Origin of the sequence: Rhodopirellula halodulae (assembly GCF_020966775.1) — a bacterium.
Lineage (GTDB): Bacteria > Planctomycetota > Planctomycetia > Pirellulales > Pirellulaceae > Rhodopirellula > Rhodopirellula halodulae.
In genome coordinates this window covers 1-16483 of the sequence record NZ_JAJKFV010000025.1, presented here as the reverse complement: position 1 = coordinate 16483, position 16483 = coordinate 1, and the positions used below count along the sequence as shown (strand labels likewise).

General features: G+C 54.2%; 17 protein-coding genes. 16 read left to right on the top strand and 1 reads right to left on the bottom strand.

Translation table 11 applies throughout. The annotated features are described in order from the left end of the window. The 12 genes from LOC70_RS13020 to LOC70_RS12965 form a co-directional block, all read left to right on the top strand. A partial coding sequence (locus tag LOC70_RS13020; RefSeq protein WP_230254021.1) for a hypothetical protein occupies positions 1-357 on the top strand: 357 nt, incomplete at its 5' end. A 285-nt stretch (positions 358-642) separates the two neighbouring features. Next, the gene (locus LOC70_RS13015) at positions 643-1251 is read left to right on the top strand and encodes a hypothetical protein (protein WP_230254020.1); all 609 of its coding nucleotides are present in this window, start codon (positions 643-645) and stop codon (positions 1249-1251) included. A 105-nt stretch (positions 1252-1356) separates the two neighbouring features. Continuing rightward, entirely contained in the window at positions 1357-1725 is a 369-nt protein-coding gene (locus LOC70_RS13010; RefSeq protein ID WP_230254019.1) for a hypothetical protein, read from the top strand. 560 nt (positions 1726-2285) lie between these two features. Beyond that, positions 2286-2684 carry a hypothetical protein gene (locus LOC70_RS13005; RefSeq protein WP_230254018.1) on the top strand — a complete coding sequence of 133 codons (399 nt, stop codon included), beginning with the start codon at positions 2286-2288 and terminating at the stop codon, positions 2682-2684. Between the two features lie 704 nt (positions 2685-3388). Continuing rightward, positions 3389-3808 carry a hypothetical protein gene (locus LOC70_RS13000; protein WP_230254017.1) on the top strand — a complete coding sequence of 140 codons (420 nt, stop codon included), beginning with the start codon at positions 3389-3391 and terminating at the stop codon, positions 3806-3808. Between the two features lie 179 nt (positions 3809-3987). Next, on the top strand, positions 3988-4449 hold the full coding sequence (locus tag LOC70_RS12995; RefSeq protein ID WP_230254016.1) for a hypothetical protein: 462 nt from the start codon (positions 3988-3990) through the stop codon (positions 4447-4449). Between the two features lie 101 nt (positions 4450-4550). After that, positions 4551-4877 carry a hypothetical protein gene (locus LOC70_RS12990; RefSeq protein ID WP_230254015.1) on the top strand — a complete coding sequence of 109 codons (327 nt, stop codon included), beginning with the start codon at positions 4551-4553 and terminating at the stop codon, positions 4875-4877. A 512-nt stretch (positions 4878-5389) separates the two neighbouring features. Continuing rightward, the gene (locus LOC70_RS12985) at positions 5390-6091 is read left to right on the top strand and encodes a metallophosphoesterase family protein (protein ID WP_230254014.1); all 702 of its coding nucleotides are present in this window, start codon (positions 5390-5392) and stop codon (positions 6089-6091) included. Positions 6092-6679: 588 nt separating this feature from the next. After that, on the top strand, positions 6680-7441 hold the full coding sequence (locus tag LOC70_RS12980; protein WP_230254013.1) for a hypothetical protein: 762 nt from the start codon (positions 6680-6682) through the stop codon (positions 7439-7441). 117 nt (positions 7442-7558) lie between these two features. Beyond that, positions 7559-8059 (top strand): hypothetical protein, encoded by a 501-nt coding sequence (locus tag LOC70_RS12975; RefSeq protein ID WP_230254012.1) that lies wholly within the window; start codon positions 7559-7561, stop codon positions 8057-8059. A gap of 1528 nt (positions 8060-9587) precedes the next feature. Next, a complete protein-coding gene (locus LOC70_RS12970; protein ID WP_230254011.1) occupies positions 9588-10079 on the top strand; it encodes a hypothetical protein in 492 nt (163 codons plus the stop codon). Positions 10080-10147: 68 nt separating this feature from the next. Continuing rightward, on the top strand, positions 10148-11254 hold the full coding sequence (locus LOC70_RS12965; RefSeq protein ID WP_230254010.1) for an acyltransferase family protein: 1107 nt from the start codon (positions 10148-10150) through the stop codon (positions 11252-11254). Positions 11255-11342: 88 nt separating this feature from the next. Here the strand turns inward: LOC70_RS12965 and LOC70_RS12960 are convergent, their stop codons facing one another. Further along, the gene (locus LOC70_RS12960; RefSeq protein WP_230254009.1) at positions 11343-11669 is read right to left on the bottom strand and encodes a hypothetical protein; all 327 of its coding nucleotides are present in this window, start codon (positions 11667-11669) and stop codon (positions 11343-11345) included. Between the two features lie 56 nt (positions 11670-11725). On the opposite strand from LOC70_RS12960, the gene LOC70_RS12955 reads away from it, so the two are divergent. The 4 genes from LOC70_RS12955 (at position 11726) to LOC70_RS12940 (ending at position 16214) form a co-directional block, all read left to right on the top strand. Next, entirely contained in the window at positions 11726-12292 is a 567-nt protein-coding gene (locus tag LOC70_RS12955; RefSeq protein WP_230254008.1) for a hypothetical protein, read from the top strand. Positions 12293-12422: 130 nt separating this feature from the next. Beyond that, positions 12423-13010 (top strand): hypothetical protein, encoded by a 588-nt coding sequence (locus LOC70_RS12950; RefSeq protein WP_230254007.1) that lies wholly within the window; start codon positions 12423-12425, stop codon positions 13008-13010. 1742 nt (positions 13011-14752) lie between these two features. Next, positions 14753-15103 (top strand): hypothetical protein, encoded by a 351-nt coding sequence (locus LOC70_RS12945; RefSeq protein ID WP_230254006.1) that lies wholly within the window; start codon positions 14753-14755, stop codon positions 15101-15103. A 670-nt stretch (positions 15104-15773) separates the two neighbouring features. After that, a complete protein-coding gene (locus LOC70_RS12940; RefSeq protein ID WP_230254005.1) occupies positions 15774-16214 on the top strand; it encodes a hypothetical protein in 441 nt (146 codons plus the stop codon). Positions 16215-16483 lie beyond the last annotated feature (269 nt).

The window sequence follows — 16483 nt, the reverse complement described above, 5'->3', positions numbered from 1 at the left end:
GTTTTCGGTTGCCATCGGTCATCGCACACTCCGTTGCTTCGAGGAGCTCAAAGTATCGCGTTTATCAGGCTTTCAGCAAATACCAGTTTCCGGATAGGCTCTTACCGCCTGATCGACCAAGAACGACTAGAAGCAGTGAGGACGGAACATCACATTCCCGATTACTCAGTGGAGCAACGAGTCCGCGCCGTCGGTGGTGTCCATATCTACTTGCCAATCGTTACTGTGATTTTGGCAACAATATTTGGCGTGGTCGGTATACTCGTGTGGATGTCGACTCCAGAGACCAACTCTAGCATCACCTCGGCACGCCACGATAAGGGCGAACCATCGGATGCACATGAGTCGCCGAGTTGAGTTTTCTGGAGTGGTTAGTCGTTCGCGGCGACCACGTGATCCGTACCGTTATTTGGACTGGCACGCATGACAGAATCCACAGACCAAACGCCGTCACGCTCACAACGACACGCATTTGGATTGCGTCACCTGTTGATCGCTGTCGCCGCCGTTGCGGTGCCGATGGCGACTTTCGCGCGGTACTGGGCGAACGTAAACAACACCGTCGACGAACGTACGATCCCGTTTCGGGACGCCGCATTTCAGAATCAACTGCTTCTATATGTCGCTGCCGCAATCTTGGCGTTGATCGCTATTGGTTTGATCGCTTGGCTTCTGTCGCGTCGATCATACTTGGGAGGCGCCGGACTATTGCTCGCGTACCTCTTGTGCTTTCCATTCCTTGCTTCGCTCACGCAATCGCGCATTATTGATCCGGAGCAAGGAAACCCCGAAGCTGAGGTTCACAACGACGCTGCGGCGATCGCTGCGGCGGCTGTTGATCGGTTCTACGCTCGAACGCACCGATGGCCCCGGAACTGGAGCGAGTTAGGCGACGATATCGCCGACGTTATTGGCGAGGTGCAACAAAAACACAAAGAACCAAAGGCTGATCCATTCTCAGCAACGGCTAATCCCTTCTCGGGCGACGCGTCTACGATCGAAGAGTCACAATCAATTTTCGGGCGAGCTCCTGATTTACGCGACCTAACCCCTTACGAACTGCGCAATCTGGTCGACATCAACTTCAACGCTGACCCAGCAGAACTTGCGAGAATGAACTGGGTGGAATTTGATGGGATTGTCCCGCACAAACCTGCGTACAATATGTACCGTGTCGAATTTGGGAAACTGATTGCTCGCCTGAACGAGACGCCCAATACTTCAGGCGGGTCCGCCGAAACCGCCAAATAACCATGCGTTGCAACGGAGGCCGCGACTCGACGTTTTTGAAGTGGTGGGTCGTTCGCGCGGCCCCGCTGAACCCTACCGTTATGCGTAAGCAGTGAGTTGAGTGCTATGCCAGCGTGCCACATTGAGCCAAACAACAAGAAAAAATTCATCGGCGACGTCGGTGAAGCGCTCGTACGCGCTCACGGAAAGAATAAGTATTACAAGCCAGCCGAGGTGCGTCGGGCGGCTGAGTCTCGAGGCTACCCGATTGACATTCACTGTTGGGCGTACTGTCTTTTCACGACGCCAGAAGATTTCAAAGCGATCCACGACGCCGCTGGTGAAGTGTGCGACTACGCTGCGATGAAGGCATCGGTCCTGACAGATCTTGCATCGGGCGGTACATTCTCCTGGTTCGACATCAACTTGTCGTGGCTCGAATGGCCAGATATTGACATGTCGTCGCTTTTTGATTGGTTCGACTTCTCCCCGTGAGGGAATCACGCATAACCATGGCATTCACGCGGAGCGGGGCTTGCGGCCGGATTTGACATGGAAACCTTTACTCTCCCCGCCCGGTGATGTCCGACGTTATGCGTGAGCCAGAAGCTCAACTTCATGCTCGCGATTGATGCTCACTGCAGATCCAACCGGTGTTGGATACTGGGACGATCTGGTGCTCGGAAATGCCGCGTGAAGCTTATGCTCGCGATTGCGTTCGAACCGTGCCGAAACGACGTTCGACACCGCGTCCATGACTCGTCGACGCTGAACCGACTGACACTCGGCCGTTCGTGACTTCAACGACTCTCATCGAAATGAATCGCTTGGCGGACTATCGAATTTCTTCTCCACTCCGTGCTTGTGATTGCGCTCGGCTAACGCGGAAATGCATAACCATGCCGTGCACACGGAGCGGTGGTGGAGAGTTGGTACACTTTCCATTCATATCTTTCGCCACCGCCCGGTGACGGCTACCGTTACCCGGATAAAGAAAATCCATGAAAGCGTTCGACATACTCCCGACGGTGGGCGTTGGACCGATTCGATTCGGCATGACACGGGCGGACGTCCGCCAACTTATCGGCCCACACGATGGCGACGCCGACGAAGAACGCGAATGGTACCTCGAAGGTTTGGCGATCGATTTTGATGCTGCTGGCAAGGTTGCTTTCATCGAAATCGCCGAATCCGAAAACTTTCGAGCTTTGCTCGACGGCGAATGCCTTCACGAACTGGATGCCGATTCCGCCGTTGCCCACGTTGAAAAGTTGGCTCCGTACGATACTAGTGCTCCCGAACCCGGCTACACGTACGTCTTCCCGACGCTTCAACTCAGCCTCTGGCGTTCTGTTGTTCCTGACGCAAGCCAGGACTCGGACGACCCAAGTGGTCGTACATTCGAGGCGGTTGGTGTCGGCCCCAGTGGCTACTTTCCAGAAATCGCAGGGTAACCATGACATGCACACGGAGCGGTGGTGGAGACCTGCTTCTCTTTCCAATCACGCCGGTTTCAACCGCCCGGTGATGTCCGACGTTATTCGTGTAAGAGAATGCTCTCAGTAAATCCCAGATGACCCCGCAGTACATCCTCTTTAACCTGATACAGTGGTTTGGCCCACTGGCATTGGCGAGCCTCATCCCTTTGGCAATCGTTGCGTCTCTAACTCGTCCCGCTGCATGGTCGAGATCTTACGCTATCGCAGTGCTACTCGTCGGGGCTGGCTCTTTGATCAACCATGTCGCATTAGTCCATTTCGGAGAACAAGCGACCGATCCATCCACGGGAACCTTTACCAAATTCAATCCGCCACTACGTCTCCTGGGCTTGTTTCTGCAATTCGCCGGATACGTTTCTTGCCTACTAGGTTCCATTTCTTCATTCCGACTATTGTTCTCTGGCAATCGCTCCGCCGTACCACCGGACTCGGAGTAACTGCTCGAACGATTGGCTCACCAGTGAGTGCTCCGTCACGAATAACCATTGCATGCACACGGAGCGGTGGTAGAGACTTACTTCACTTTCCAATCACGTTGGCTTCCACCGCCCGGTGATGCTGACCGTTATCCGATACACGCTGCTGGTCGACAGTGGAACAAGCGTCGCTATCTCTTTGGATGGAGACATCGAAAACGTTGACGATTTGCAAATGATCTCATGCTAGTGCTACTCATCACTGCTTGCACACTCGCACTCTACACGCTGGATCATTTCCGGGCGCAAACCAAACGCCATCCATACAATGGAACCGCGATTCAGTCTCACTACCTGACGTCACCCTGCCATTTCGTGATTGTCGGATACATCTACTTGTACTACTTGCTAGTGCTCATCATGCTGCCAGCGATGCAGACTCCCGAATCGTCCGAGCTCTGGCACGCACCGCTTTTCGCTCCTGTACCATTGGCTTCGATCGCACGCCTGATGAGCTCCGCAGTGCTCGGCTACACTCTGGTCTGTTTTGTGTTTCGTCCCGGACGCCATCCGCGACTTCGCTGTGCCGACTCCCTCACCGCGTCTTTCGAGATTGTGTTGGTCTGTTCGACATTCTTCGCCATTCCTCAGAATCTTGGATAACCATGACATGCACACGGAGCGGTGGTGGAGACCTGCTTCGCTTTCCAATCACATAGGTTTCCACCGCCCGGTGATGTCCGTCGTTATCCCGTTCAACAATCGTGAACGCTCCCCCAAGAACAAACTTGACCTTCGCGGCTAGCCGATAGCGATTTTTCGCCACTACAACCATCAGCAGTTTGTCCATCGGCGTTGCGATCTACTGCCTAACCGAATGGTTAGGAATCCCCTACGACTGGGCCGTATTCATCGTGGTAATACGTGCAGCATTCTGGGCAACCGTTGTCGACATTCGCAAATTTGATATCAACATCGAGGGAAAAACGCTTTCAGGACCGACTTTCATTTTTGGATCTAAACAGGCATCCGTTGATCTCACTGACGTCGAGCCGGAGTTTGTAGGCGAATGCATGGGGGCATTCAGCTTGCACGATTCCACTGGGGAAGAAGTAATGGCACATACACGCCAAAAGATCGTGCAGTCCTTCGTCGGCTGGTCGATCGTCTTCGCTGGCCACGCGACACAGTATCCGTTGGATAACCACGCGATGATGACGGAGCGGTGGTGGAGACGAACTTGGCATTCCAATCACATCGCTCGCCACCGCCCGCATATCGCAAACGTTACCCGAACGAGATAAAATTGTCCGTAGACCTGAATCCGTACGAACCGACGAAAACCGATGCAGCACCTGACACTCTTCGACAACGTGTGGCTCGGCCGGCGACCGCATTGATTGTCATGTCGTCAATTCAAGCAGTATTCGTCGCAATTCCTCTCGTCTCGGGATTGATTCAGCAAGCACGAGGCAGTGCCCATGAGGATGCAATACTGCTTTCGGCGGTGAACGGTTTCCAACTGGCGACCTCTGTGCTTATCTGCATCGGCGGTGCACAGATGGGACACTTCAAGTCCTACACGCTCGCTCGACTGGGGGCGATTTTGTCTTGCATACCGATCATTACACCTTTGGTCTTTGTCGGCATACCCTTTGGCATCTGGGCTCTTCGACTGCTTGCGCTGCCCGAAATTCGGCAACAATTTGAGGTTCGAAAACAGGCTGTGTAAATCTACAATAGCGGGTAACAATCCAATGCACCCGAGCGGCGAAGTCGGGCGTTTTACAATGGACAATCTCTCGTCGCCGCCGGGTGATTGGTGACGTCATGCGTGAGACAGAAGCTTAACTTCATGCTCGCGATTGGTGCTCACCGCCGACCCAACCGATGCTCGATACTGGAACGAACTCGTGCTCCGAAATGCCGCGTAGAATTCGAACTCGCGATTGCGCTCGAACCGTGCCGAAACGACGTTCGACACCGCCTGCGTTACTCTTCGCCGCTGAACCAACTGTCACTCGACTCCTCATGACCTCGCCGACTTTCATCGATATGAATCGCTTGGCTGACAATCGAACACCTGCTCCACTCGATGCTCGCAATCACGCTCGTCTGCCGCGGAAATGCATAACCATTGCATGCACACGGAGCGGTGGTGGAGACCGACTTCACTTTCCAATCACGTTGGCTTCCACCGCCCGGTGATGCTGACCGTTCTGGCACTGAAGCCGACCCCAATCAATGACACGACACCTCGCAATCGGAGACATTCACGGATGTATTGACGCTCTCCGCTCCTTGGTCGCGTTTGTCGACCTGCGTGGCTCTGACACAGTAGTGACGCTCGGCGACTACGTTGATCGCGGACCCGACACGCGTTCCGTAATCGATTGGCTCATCGCCTTTGGCCAATCGAGTTCTCTCGTGGCACTTCGTGGCAATCACGATGTGATGATGTTGAACGCACGCATCAACGTGAGCGACAAACTCAAGTGGGGCCAATTTGGCGGTGTCGAAACGCTTGACTCGTACGCGACAGAAGACAACGACATCCCTGATTTGGACGATATCCCACCTACACACTCGGATTTTCTTGCAAGATTGCGACCGTACTACGAGACCGAGATTCATATCTTTGTACATGCGACTGTCGCCCCCAACACTCCAATGGACGAGCAGACTGACTGGTCGCTTTACTGGGATCGCTACTCAGAAAGATTCCCGGGCCACAAGTCCGGCAAGTTTCTGGTTTGCGGACACAAGTCGCAGGACTCCGGGCTCCCAATCGGCAATGATTCGTCTGTTTGCATCGATACGGGAGCCTGCAAAGGTGGTTGGCTTTCCTGTTTCTGTACAGAGACTGGAGAGATCTGGCAGGCCAACGAGCAAGGTGAAACGCGCAGCATGCATCTTGACGACGTCAACGTCGACGCTCGATCATGAGGAGAGGAAGAGCCAGAACAATGACATGCACGGGAGCACGGTTTGCGGCGTTTTTCGCAGTGGACAATCAACCTTCCGTGCCCCGTGATGTCCGCCGTTATCCGATCTTTAACTACAGGAGCACACCTTGCTATCTGGCTTCATTCTCGGAGTGCTTTCCAGTATCGTCGCGACCGGCATCGTTGCCTGCTGGACTGGCTATGGATGGCCGACTGTCCGCAATTTCATGACCTATAACGGTATTCGAGTGTCTGGGTCGTGGACGATTGTGGAACAACGAGACGGCGTTGAAGTCGAAGTCGGCTCGTTAGTATTGAAGCAATTTGGGGCCGAACTCCGAGGAACCAGTACGCGGCGAAAGAACCGCAGTGGAGAGCAAATCGAACGCCAATTCGGGTACCGTGGCTTTATACACGGGCAGAGAGTTGTCCTCCTCTTTGAAGATCAGAAAGGTAGCGGGTTTGATACCGGAAGTTACATTTTCAATGTGCAGAATGACGGACTCACCATGATCGGAAAGGCGACTTTCCATGGTCACGCCGAGAATGCCATCGTCGCGGAGTCGCGAATGCTGCGGAAGGTGGCTTCATGCGATTAACGACGGATAACCATACGATGCACCAGAGCGGCGGTGGCCAGCTTTTTCCAATGGAGAATCGTTCGCCGCCGCCCGGTGATCGGTGCCGTTACCCGACTGAAGGTGATGCAATCGTCGCGATGCTACCACGTCGCCAACTATTGAAGTTTTCGCTACGGGCCCTGCTCGCTGCTGTCGCAGCGTCTGGTGCAGGGTTTTGGTTGGTGCATCGGCGTTGGATCCGATCGCAACGGCAGGCAACTCTCATTCGTCGCATCCAACAGTTGGGTGGTGTTGTTGGATATGCGCACGAATGGGACCACCACACTGACCGCGGAACCGGGTTTCCAACTCCCGGACCAGTTCTCCTGCGACGACTTCTTGGCGACCATTTCTTCCTCACGCCTGACCTGATCCTGTTCGATGAATCAAGCGTTCGTCCGAGCGATTTGCCAGCAATCAATGAGCTTTCCACACTGACTCACATTGCCTTCACCAACTGCGTTAATCTGGACGATCGCGTTGTAGATACTTTGGTGCTATTACCTGAACTTCGCGTTGTGACGCTTTACGGATCTCCGGTCAGCTATGACGGATTGGTTCGCTTGAAATCACTGCCGCGATTGGAGATGCTGCACGTTCCACACACTCGACTTGACCCCGAATCTGCGGATCGATTGCGTATTGTATTTGGGGCCGATATTGTCTCCTGGAATGACGACCCGTTGATTACCAACGCGGATATTTTCGCCAACACAACAGACGGCGGGTAACCATCGGATGCAACGGAGGACCGGTGGTCAGTTTTCACGAATGGATGCTTAACTCCCGGTCCCCGCTGATCCGGCTCGTTACCCGACTGAAGACCAGCTGCCGGACCTGCATCACGAATGCCGTTAACGAAGCTTCTGCCACTTGTTTACCTCGCTATGCCAGCGGCGGTCTGGACTGCGAACGCGTTGCTCGGCAAGCGTCGCCTGCACTGGGTGTTAGCATTCTTTGCAGCATGCCTAATTGCGTACATCACCCTGATCGTAAGCGTCCAGGTCATCAGCTTCGAGCTTGAACTCGAATTGTACGAGTATGATCTTGATGGTGATGGTAGCTTCAGCGAATCCGAGATGACCGCTGACGCGGAACGCGCAATGGATGCGGTGACTAGCGACACGGGGCGGGCGTTTGCCCCAATCACGGGCATTCCAATCACGTTTGTTTGGGCAACGATCTGTTTTCTAACATGCTCAGCAATTCGATGGACTGGACGCATGTTGTTCTCAATCGTCACTCGTGGGACGTCAACGGAATCCGAAGCTGTTTTCCCTGACACCGTCCCAGCCGCCCTCGAAAGTGGCAATCCTTACCAGCCACCGGCGACAGGCAAAAGCGGGTAACAATGGGTTGGACGCGGAGGCCTCGAAAGCGTCTTTTTGAAATGGTTGATCTTTCGCTCGGCCCCGGTCAACCCTACCGTTATCCGACTGAAATATCAGCCGTGAGCACCGGTCCTAATCCCTACCTGACACCGCAAGTCTCGCCGTCATCCAAAACGCGGAACAGACGGAATTGCTGCCCTGTGTGCGGCGGAACCCTAAACCGCTTTCGTCTCGCACTCCCGTTTTCTCGGTGCAAGACTTGCAAGCGTAGAATCCGTCTTCGCAACTCCGCAATGGCGAGTACACTTTCCACGCTCACCGCGGTCGTATGCCTTGGCTCGCTTATCTATTTCGAAGCTACACCTGAACGTCACGGAACCCTCTTCCTTGTCCACGCGATTTCATTTGTCACTCTAGGGTCATTTTGGTTCCATGCCTATGGCACGCCATCGTTGGTCGGCTACTGGCTTGGACATGCGACAGATGCGACGCTAGCACGCGAACGAGATAGGTATCGCAACGAAACCAATGGATAACCATGACATGCACACGGAGCGGTGGTGGAGACCTGTTTCACTTTCCAATCACGTTGGCTTCCACCGCCCGGTGATGTCCGCCGTTATGCGTGAGACCAAAGCTCGGATGCATGCTCGCGATCAGCAATAAATACAGACCCAACCGATGCTGGATACCGGAACGATCTCGTGCTCGGAAATGCCGCGTGAAATCCATGCTCGCGATTGCGCTCGAACCGTGCCGAAACGACGTTCGACACCGCGTCCATGACTCGTCGATGCTGAACCGACTGACTCTCGAGTGCTCTTAACTTCACCGACTCCGATCAAAACCAATCGCTTGGCTGACAATCCTCCCTCTACTCCACTCCATGCTCGTGATTGCGTTTGGCTGCCGCGGAAACGCATAACCATGCCGTGCACACGGAGCGGTGGTGGAGAGTTGGTACACTTTCCATTGACATCTCTCGCCACCGCCCGGTGACGGCTGCCGTTCGCCGACTGAATCATGCTGAATCGCGTTCGCAACATCTTCCAGCAGGCATTCGGCAATGGACCAATACACCGGTGCACGATCTGCACGGCGTCACATCTTGATGCGGGTCCGTTTGTTGAAGGGCCAAATGATTTCCTGGTATGTTCATCGTGCCTGACCCGCATGTCGGACACCGATCCCGTGCAAGCCGGACCAGTCTTTGCTCGTGCGCTGGACAGGGCAAATCCGTATGATCCACCAAACGTTGAAACAAGATTGCATGTCTGCGTCCTGTGTGGCGAGTGGCTTCCAAACCGGACGCTGCAGACGATCGACAATCAACACTTCGCGTGTTCAGACTGCATCAAGACATCTCAGGAATTGCTTTCGTCGACTTGAACAGAACCAGACGATACAATCGATGGGAGCACCGTAGACTGCTGTGCGACCAAGGAGCGGCGAACCAAGGGATGCACGTGAGTCGCCGCGTCGAGTTTTTTGAAGTGGTAAGTCGTTGGCGGCGACCACGTGATCCCAATCGTTATGTTGCGATGACATGCGAACCCTCACCGCAATTGGCGGATTCATTGTTGGCGCAATTGCGATTGACGTCGGGCTTGGATTGCTGAACCCGGACCGCCTGCTCCCAGCTCGACTTTGCGCCACCATTGGCGACTGGGGCATGACGGCGTCCCTGTTCGTAATCCCCGCACTGTTCATTTTCACGCCGGCAACACCGCCGCACAAACGTTCGTTGGGTCTTCGCATACCGCTTGCCATCCTCGCCTCTTGGTTCGCGACTCTTGAGTTCAGGATGCAATTCAATCTTCCGGCACTACGAGAGTTGGCGCGTCAACGTGATGACTATATGTACGATGGCGTGGGTATGAACGCCGCGCTGCTCGTGATGGGTTGGTTGCTGCCATTGATCGCTACCCTACTCATGGTCGCGATGCTACAATGCGCCATTCATTGGCGGCGGCGTCCCGATGGTGTGGTTGCTGACTCGGACGATACGACAAACGCAACCGCCGAAAACGCAACATAACCAAGGCATGAACGCGGAGTCGCCGGTAACGCGTTTTCAAATGGAACATCAACCGCGGCGACCCGGTTATGCCAAACGTTCGTCGCAGGAGAAACTTCATTAGCTCACGCGCCTCACACCACATCCCCATACTTGGCCCGCTCCGAGGAATCGCTGCTTTTGCCGTTTGTCTGTTCCATTTCAGCCACGGAAACGCTGGATTCCTAAGCTCGGTCGATCCCGTTGCCGCAATTGGGTCGTTCGGCTGGCTTGGCGTTGAAGCATTCTTCGTCATCTCGGGATTTGTCATTCCATATTCATTGCATTTGCGTTCTTACAAACTGCGCGACAGTGGACGATTCTTCATCCGTCGCCTCAAACGGCTTGAGCCACCCTTTTTTGCCTGCATCGTTCTTGTAATTTTGCTGCATCAACTCTCGATGCAAGTACCCGGCTTTCGTGGTGGACCACTGGACCTCAGTTGGCCAAAACTCTTGGCACATGTCGCTTACTTGAATGCCATCCTTGATTACGGGTGGTTGAATCCGGTGTTTTGGACATTAGCAATTGAATTTCAATACTACATATTCGTAGCGATTGCATTTCCACTCCTCGCTCACACCAACACTTACATCCGCTATAGCAGTGCATTGCTTATCGCTTCTCTCGGATTTGCCGGGCTTGGCAACTCAGCTCTGCTCCCTCATTGGCTTCCGCTCTTTGCCATTGGAATGGTTGCATTCCAATTCTACGTTGGTCTGCTACCTAACTTTCCGTTTCTTTTGTTCCTTACACTTATCATCTCACTTTCGCACTCAATTGTTGGTCTCCAGCAAACAGTTGTGGGATCAATTACCGCAGGCGCAATCGTACTCACAAGAGATCGGGAACTTCCGAGATTCTTCATCCCGTTGTCTTTCCTTGGAACGATTTCGTATTCGCTGTATCTCTTGCATGTTCCAATCGGCGGACGCATTATCAACCTTGCAGATCGGCTACCTGAATCACTAGCATATCGGTATCCTGCTATCGTCGCGGCACTGGCCGTTTCGATCATCGCTGCATATGTATTCTGGCGGTTTGTCGAACGTCCTTCGCAACGTTGGTCAAAAGGGTCGGCTGGTTCAACACCGCACGGAAGCGACGAACCATCGCATGCACCGGAGCCGGCGGTCGAGCCAGTTTCAAGGGGATAGCTTTCCTCGCCGGCCCGGTGATGCGGGTCGTTATCGCGGCGATCAATGCAGGACGTAGCGATGCCGATCTTGGTTGCACACCACGCCGTCATTGATGCTCGTGACCGTCTGCTCGACGGTTCAACGATGACACAATGGAAACATTCAACACAGCGAACATCAAACCAATCGACGCTGGACACAATGGACGACACAAATGCGGTCGGTCGATCGGCACAATCCGTTGCTCGATCCAGCAACATCCGTCGCGGTCATGCGAACGGTCGTCAACCTTTCGGACGAACGGACTGCGTTCCGGTTGCCAACCGATCGCCTCACCGCGACTCCAACGTTTCATCGCTGCATCGACTCCCGGAAACGACGCGAACGATGTCGATTCCGCCTGATACAATCCTGTGACGTTCTGCATCGACATCGTACCCATCGCTTCCTCACGTATCGGTGTGCTCGTTATCGTCGCTCGACTGATCCATGTCACTCGATTGGATCCACGAAAGTATTTCCGATAACCATGCGATGATGACGGAGCGGTGGTGGAGACCAACTTGGCGTTCCAATCACATCGCTCGCCACCGCCCGCATATCGCAAACGTTATTGCCATCGAGTTACCGACTACGAACAGCGACACGATGTCTACAGCCGATTATCAACTCTCGACACCGCCGACCGATCCACGCGAACGAGAGCTGTGGCTTCAGCATGCTGCGGGGTTCATATTGTTCCAGGACATGCGTGAATACGCGCGGCAACAGATCGATCCATCGCTCGATGATGAGGCGCGTGCCGCAGCCGAAAAAGGAATAGACGACGCCGTGTACGGCTTGATGATGGTTCTAGATGGCGTTACCGGCGGAATGGCGAATGACAAAAATCGCGTTAATCTCCGCGTCGCTGTTGAACTCACGTGCAACACAACTGACAAATTAAAAGCGAACATCGACCTATCTGATGGCGATGGGATGTGCATGGGATACCATGGGTGGCGGGAAAACGACTTTGGAGGCAAGCCACCGTTTGTTTCTCGCCGACCCCATTGACGAAGTTGGCAATAACCATCGGATGCACACGGAGCGGCGGTGGTGCGGTTTGTTGAAGTGGAGACCGTTCTCCCGCCGCCCGGTGATCCGTGCCGTTCGCCATGTCAATCGCCTTTAACGGATGTCTGCTATGACCACTAAACGAGCGTTTGTGCTCTTCGCAATAGTCCTCCTGGTCCCGAGTTGGTTAAGAGCCAATGATCACCAAAAGTGGAATGATGTCGTTCCTTCGCTTGAAGGCTCATCCAGAAATCTTGACCTAGTTGTCACGGTGCGTCCGTCAGTCGCGGACGAACAACTGACCAAATTGCACCAGGCTGTACGCAAACGCTTTGAGGAGGAGGGTTTCGACGTGAATGTCATGACACCCGAAGAACATCGCGCTGCAGCGGGCAAACGAGTGGTGGCTGGTGAGCGTGAACTGGTCTTCGCTTCCGTCCACGCAACAGTCGTTGAATCGGGTGGTTACATTCACTTCGCTGAACTTTCACTTCACAAAACCGGCTTCTTTTTGAATCCATCCGGTATTGCCAAGTTATCGATCCCTCACCCAAATACTGGCGAGGCATTGGATGCGGGGTCGGTTGTCACATCAAAATGCACTGCGTTTCAAACCGAGGGGGCACCAGGTATATCGACCGACTGGTCAGGAGTTGTTGCGGCAGCAGCTGCCCAAGTTGCTCAGTACGCCTTTGAATGGCGTAGAGCCAACAGGTGATTGGCGAACCATCCAATGCACCCGAGCGGCGAAGTCGGGCGTTTTCAAGTGGACAATCTCTCGTCGCCGCCGGGTGATTGGTGACGTTATGCGTGAGACAGAAGCTTAACTCCATGCTCGCGTTCCGTGCTCACTGCCGCGCCAACCGACGCAAGATACCGGAACGATCTCGTGCCCGGATATGCCGCGTAGAATTCATGCTCGCGATAGCGGTCGAATCATGCCGAAACGACGTTCGACGCCGCGCACACCATTCATCAACGTTGAACCTACTGACACTCGCGTCCTCATGACCTCGCCGACTCTCATCGAAATGAATCGCTCGGCTTACAATCGAACATCTCCTCCACTCGATGCTCGCGATCACGCTCGACTGCCGCGGAAATGCATAACCATTGCATGCACACGGAGCGGTGGTGGAGACCTACTTCACTTTCCGATCACATTGGCTTCCACCGCCCGGTGATGCTTGCCGTTATCCGTTACATATGACATAGCATGGCAAATTTTGCTTCTACGTCCGACGTTCGATCGCTGGCTACAAACTCGACGACCAACTATGTACTAATCTACTCGGTGAGCTTCACTGCGTTCGTCACCATCCAATTCGTGTTCCAGTCACTGGGCCACGAATCTAGTAGCCCTTTCGTCGGCGCAGCTTTGGCTGCATATGTATGCACCTCACCACGCAAGAAACCGCGGTTCCGCTCTCTCGCAAGATTTTCAATCGCGTTGCTACTGTGTTTGGCATATGTCGTTCTATGCTGGAGCCTGCTTCGTTCTATCGGCCTAATTGCTTTGCCCACGCGGCCCCCGATTGCCAGTGCACTCTTCATGACGATTGCTTGCGGCTGCATTGAAGGAACATCGTTTCTATGGACCTGTCTGATTACACCACCTCCGAAGCCGCACCCAAAAACCGACGGATAACCATTGCGTGCACACGGAGCGGTGGTAGAGACTCGGTACACTTTCCAATCACATTTCTCGCCACCGCCCGGTGACGCCGAACGTTATCCGATCAAACTCATTGCCGCACATGACTTCGCCCACGCATGATCCGAAATAGACCGAAGTTCTCGCTTCGATACCTTCTTGGCTTAGTCGCGTTTGTCGCCTTGCTCATTATGGCGGGGCGCTATCTGCATTGGAGAATTAATACCGTTTCAATCGCTGACACCGTAAGCGAGTTCAATGCTCGCTCAAAACGGAGCATGGTTGGGAAACTAGAACCTCCGATCACAGACGAAGAAGTTTTTCTGGCAATCTCGAATCACTTGTCTAAACCTGACTTGGACCTGAGAACTCGAAAGACCCTAGCTGTCGCCTTGGATAGCCATCGGCTTCCATCCGATGCTTGGCTGCGGTCTCGCGATGAAATGTCCATTGGATCACCGCCCAAGAAGTATCCAATTTGGTGGGTTGATCTTCATCTCGCGAGTGGCCCTGCTTCAACACCAGACGTTCCTGTGCGTGTCACGGACCGCCCGACTGTCGCAACAACCGATCCACCTTGGGTCAAAGTCTCGCCTCAAGACGGCGGATAACTATCCGATGCACCCGAGTCGCCGAGTCGGGCGTTTTGACAATGGAAGATCGCTCGCGGCGACCGGGTGATCGGTGACGTTATTTGGGAATGCAATTCGACCCGTTAGACATATCCACGTTCAGCGAAATCAACGCGACGTTCGCGTCTGCAGACGACGAAAGTACGCGCGGCACCGTCTTGCTCGCCGCATTTGATGGCCACGCTTTCAACTCGCATGGTCAACGTTCGGCGCCACATTGAATGCCTGATGGCCGGCAATATGGTTGCCATTGAGCCGGATGCCGTCATCCTTGATTTCACACACCTCAAGTACGAATGGGGTGATGAAATGGCGGGTGTCCTCTACTATTGCTCCAATCACCCAATTCAAACAGGGCTGAAGCTTCCTGTCGCCGTGGTTACGTCAGAGATAAACCGCGTTGGTCTCACATCGCTTGTTCGCGACGAAATGCTTCAATCTGTCGACGATTGGCTGTTCACCGATCTTGATGCAGCAATCAGCTCGATCAAACACAGACTGACAATGCCGCACGAAGAAAAATAACAATCCAATGCACCCGAGCGGCGAAGTCGGGCGTTTTAACAATGGACAATCTCTCGTCGCCGCCGGGTGATTGGTGACGTTCCCCGACTGAAGTCTATGGCCGCATTGAACGTCTCGCTTTCCAGTGCGATGCGAACCGGATCGCTCGGTCCATTCGCCGTTGGGACATCACGACACGTGATAGGCTGCACGCTGGGCAATGTTACCAAAGCGACTCTGGTCGACCGAACAAACGCTAGCTGCATCTGGGTTTTCGGCACAACAGAATTCCACTTTGCGAATGACATTCTGACGTTAGTTCACTGCGACAGCGACGATTTGTTCGACGGGGGACCGTCAATGAAAATTGATCCATGGAAGCTTCGTTTGCACATGCCACTCGCAGAACTCAAATCTATTCTCATTGGCAACGATATTGGGTACACTGAATGCGAAGATTCGCACGCGGTGGACTGCACGGTGCGACTCAGTTCCGGATTCACGCTTGGATTCGTCTTGGACGACGGCGTCGGGCTTGGGCCAACCGGGTTACGGTCATGGTCGATCCAGAACTGCGGGGAACAATCCGATGCACGCGAGCAGCGAAGTCACGGCTTTTGAAAATAGAACATCTCTCGTCGCCGCCCCGTGATCGGTGGCGTTCGCCGATCAAGTTGATCGACACCTTCGGATGCGTCCGCTCGCTGCCGTGAGATACCGACTCAAAACGCTTATCCTTCTCGTCACGCTTGTCGCATTCACGCTCGCGGCCTACTCCTACTGGGACGCAATACCCGGAACGTATCACAAGAACAAAGACGGTTTTCCGCGGGGGACTGGCGTCGCGGAGTATCACTACGACGACGGATCGCTGATGATTCGGGAATGGTACTTCCGCGGTCTAATCTACCGCTCAACTTGGTTCACACCTGATGGCCGGGAACTTGCGACCGAGACCTACGACAAGGCGACAGGTGGCGTTGGGTACTACTTGCGACAGGACGGGACCATCCGTAGCAAATACACGTACGAATACATGCCGGACGTGAATATGTACGGCAACGCCGGCAAACCGGTATACTATGACGCCAGCGGCACACCAGTTCCTGACGCCACCGAACCTATCGACTAAATCCCGAAGCCCCGGCGAACAATCGCTTGCACCCGAGCACGCGAGTCGGGCGATTTTGAACTTGAGAATCTTTCGCGCGTGCCGGGTGACGCGTGGCGTTCCCCGACTGAATTGGACTGAATTGTGCAGCCTAACATCGACCGGCGTGGCACGTGACTTTGAATACTAAGAGCCTATCCGGAAACCGATTCAGGTTGTAAGTCGATATTTGAACGGAGGTTGGTCGCCAGCGGGTGCAAGTCTTCGGAGCATCCGTCCGATTGATGCGA

What these genes read in the sequence shown, in the direction of transcription:
- LOC70_RS13005 (WP_230254018.1), top strand. Translation starts at nt 2,286, where the DNA reads ATGACACGGGCGGACGTCCGCCAACTTATCGGCCCACACGATGGCGAC.
- LOC70_RS12985 (WP_230254014.1), top strand. Translation starts at nt 5,390, where the DNA reads ATGACACGACACCTCGCAATCGGAGACATTCACGGATGTATTGACGCT.
- LOC70_RS12945 (WP_230254006.1), top strand. Translation starts at nt 14,753, where the DNA reads ATGGCCACGCTTTCAACTCGCATGGTCAACGTTCGGCGCCACATTGAA.
- LOC70_RS12940 (WP_230254005.1), top strand. Translation starts at nt 15,774, where the DNA reads ATGCGTCCGCTCGCTGCCGTGAGATACCGACTCAAAACGCTTATCCTT.
- LOC70_RS12960 (WP_230254009.1), bottom strand. Translation starts at nt 11,669, where the DNA reads ATGTCGATGCAGAACGTCACAGGATTGTATCAGGCGGAATCGACATCG.
- LOC70_RS12975 (WP_230254012.1), top strand. Translation starts at nt 7,559, where the DNA reads ATGCCGTTAACGAAGCTTCTGCCACTTGTTTACCTCGCTATGCCAGCG.
- LOC70_RS13000 (WP_230254017.1), top strand. Translation starts at nt 3,389, where the DNA reads ATGCTAGTGCTACTCATCACTGCTTGCACACTCGCACTCTACACGCTG.
- LOC70_RS12950 (WP_230254007.1), top strand. Translation starts at nt 12,423, where the DNA reads ATGACCACTAAACGAGCGTTTGTGCTCTTCGCAATAGTCCTCCTGGTC.
- LOC70_RS12990 (WP_230254015.1), top strand. Translation starts at nt 4,551, where the DNA reads ATGTCGTCAATTCAAGCAGTATTCGTCGCAATTCCTCTCGTCTCGGGA.
- LOC70_RS12955 (WP_230254008.1), top strand. Translation starts at nt 11,726, where the DNA reads ATGTCACTCGATTGGATCCACGAAAGTATTTCCGATAACCATGCGATG.
- LOC70_RS12980 (WP_230254013.1), top strand. Translation starts at nt 6,680, where the DNA reads ATGCGATTAACGACGGATAACCATACGATGCACCAGAGCGGCGGTGGC.
- LOC70_RS12965 (WP_230254010.1), top strand. Translation starts at nt 10,148, where the DNA reads ATGCCAAACGTTCGTCGCAGGAGAAACTTCATTAGCTCACGCGCCTCA.
- LOC70_RS13010 (WP_230254019.1), top strand. Translation starts at nt 1,357, where the DNA reads ATGCCAGCGTGCCACATTGAGCCAAACAACAAGAAAAAATTCATCGGC.
- LOC70_RS12970 (WP_230254011.1), top strand. Translation starts at nt 9,588, where the DNA reads ATGCGAACCCTCACCGCAATTGGCGGATTCATTGTTGGCGCAATTGCG.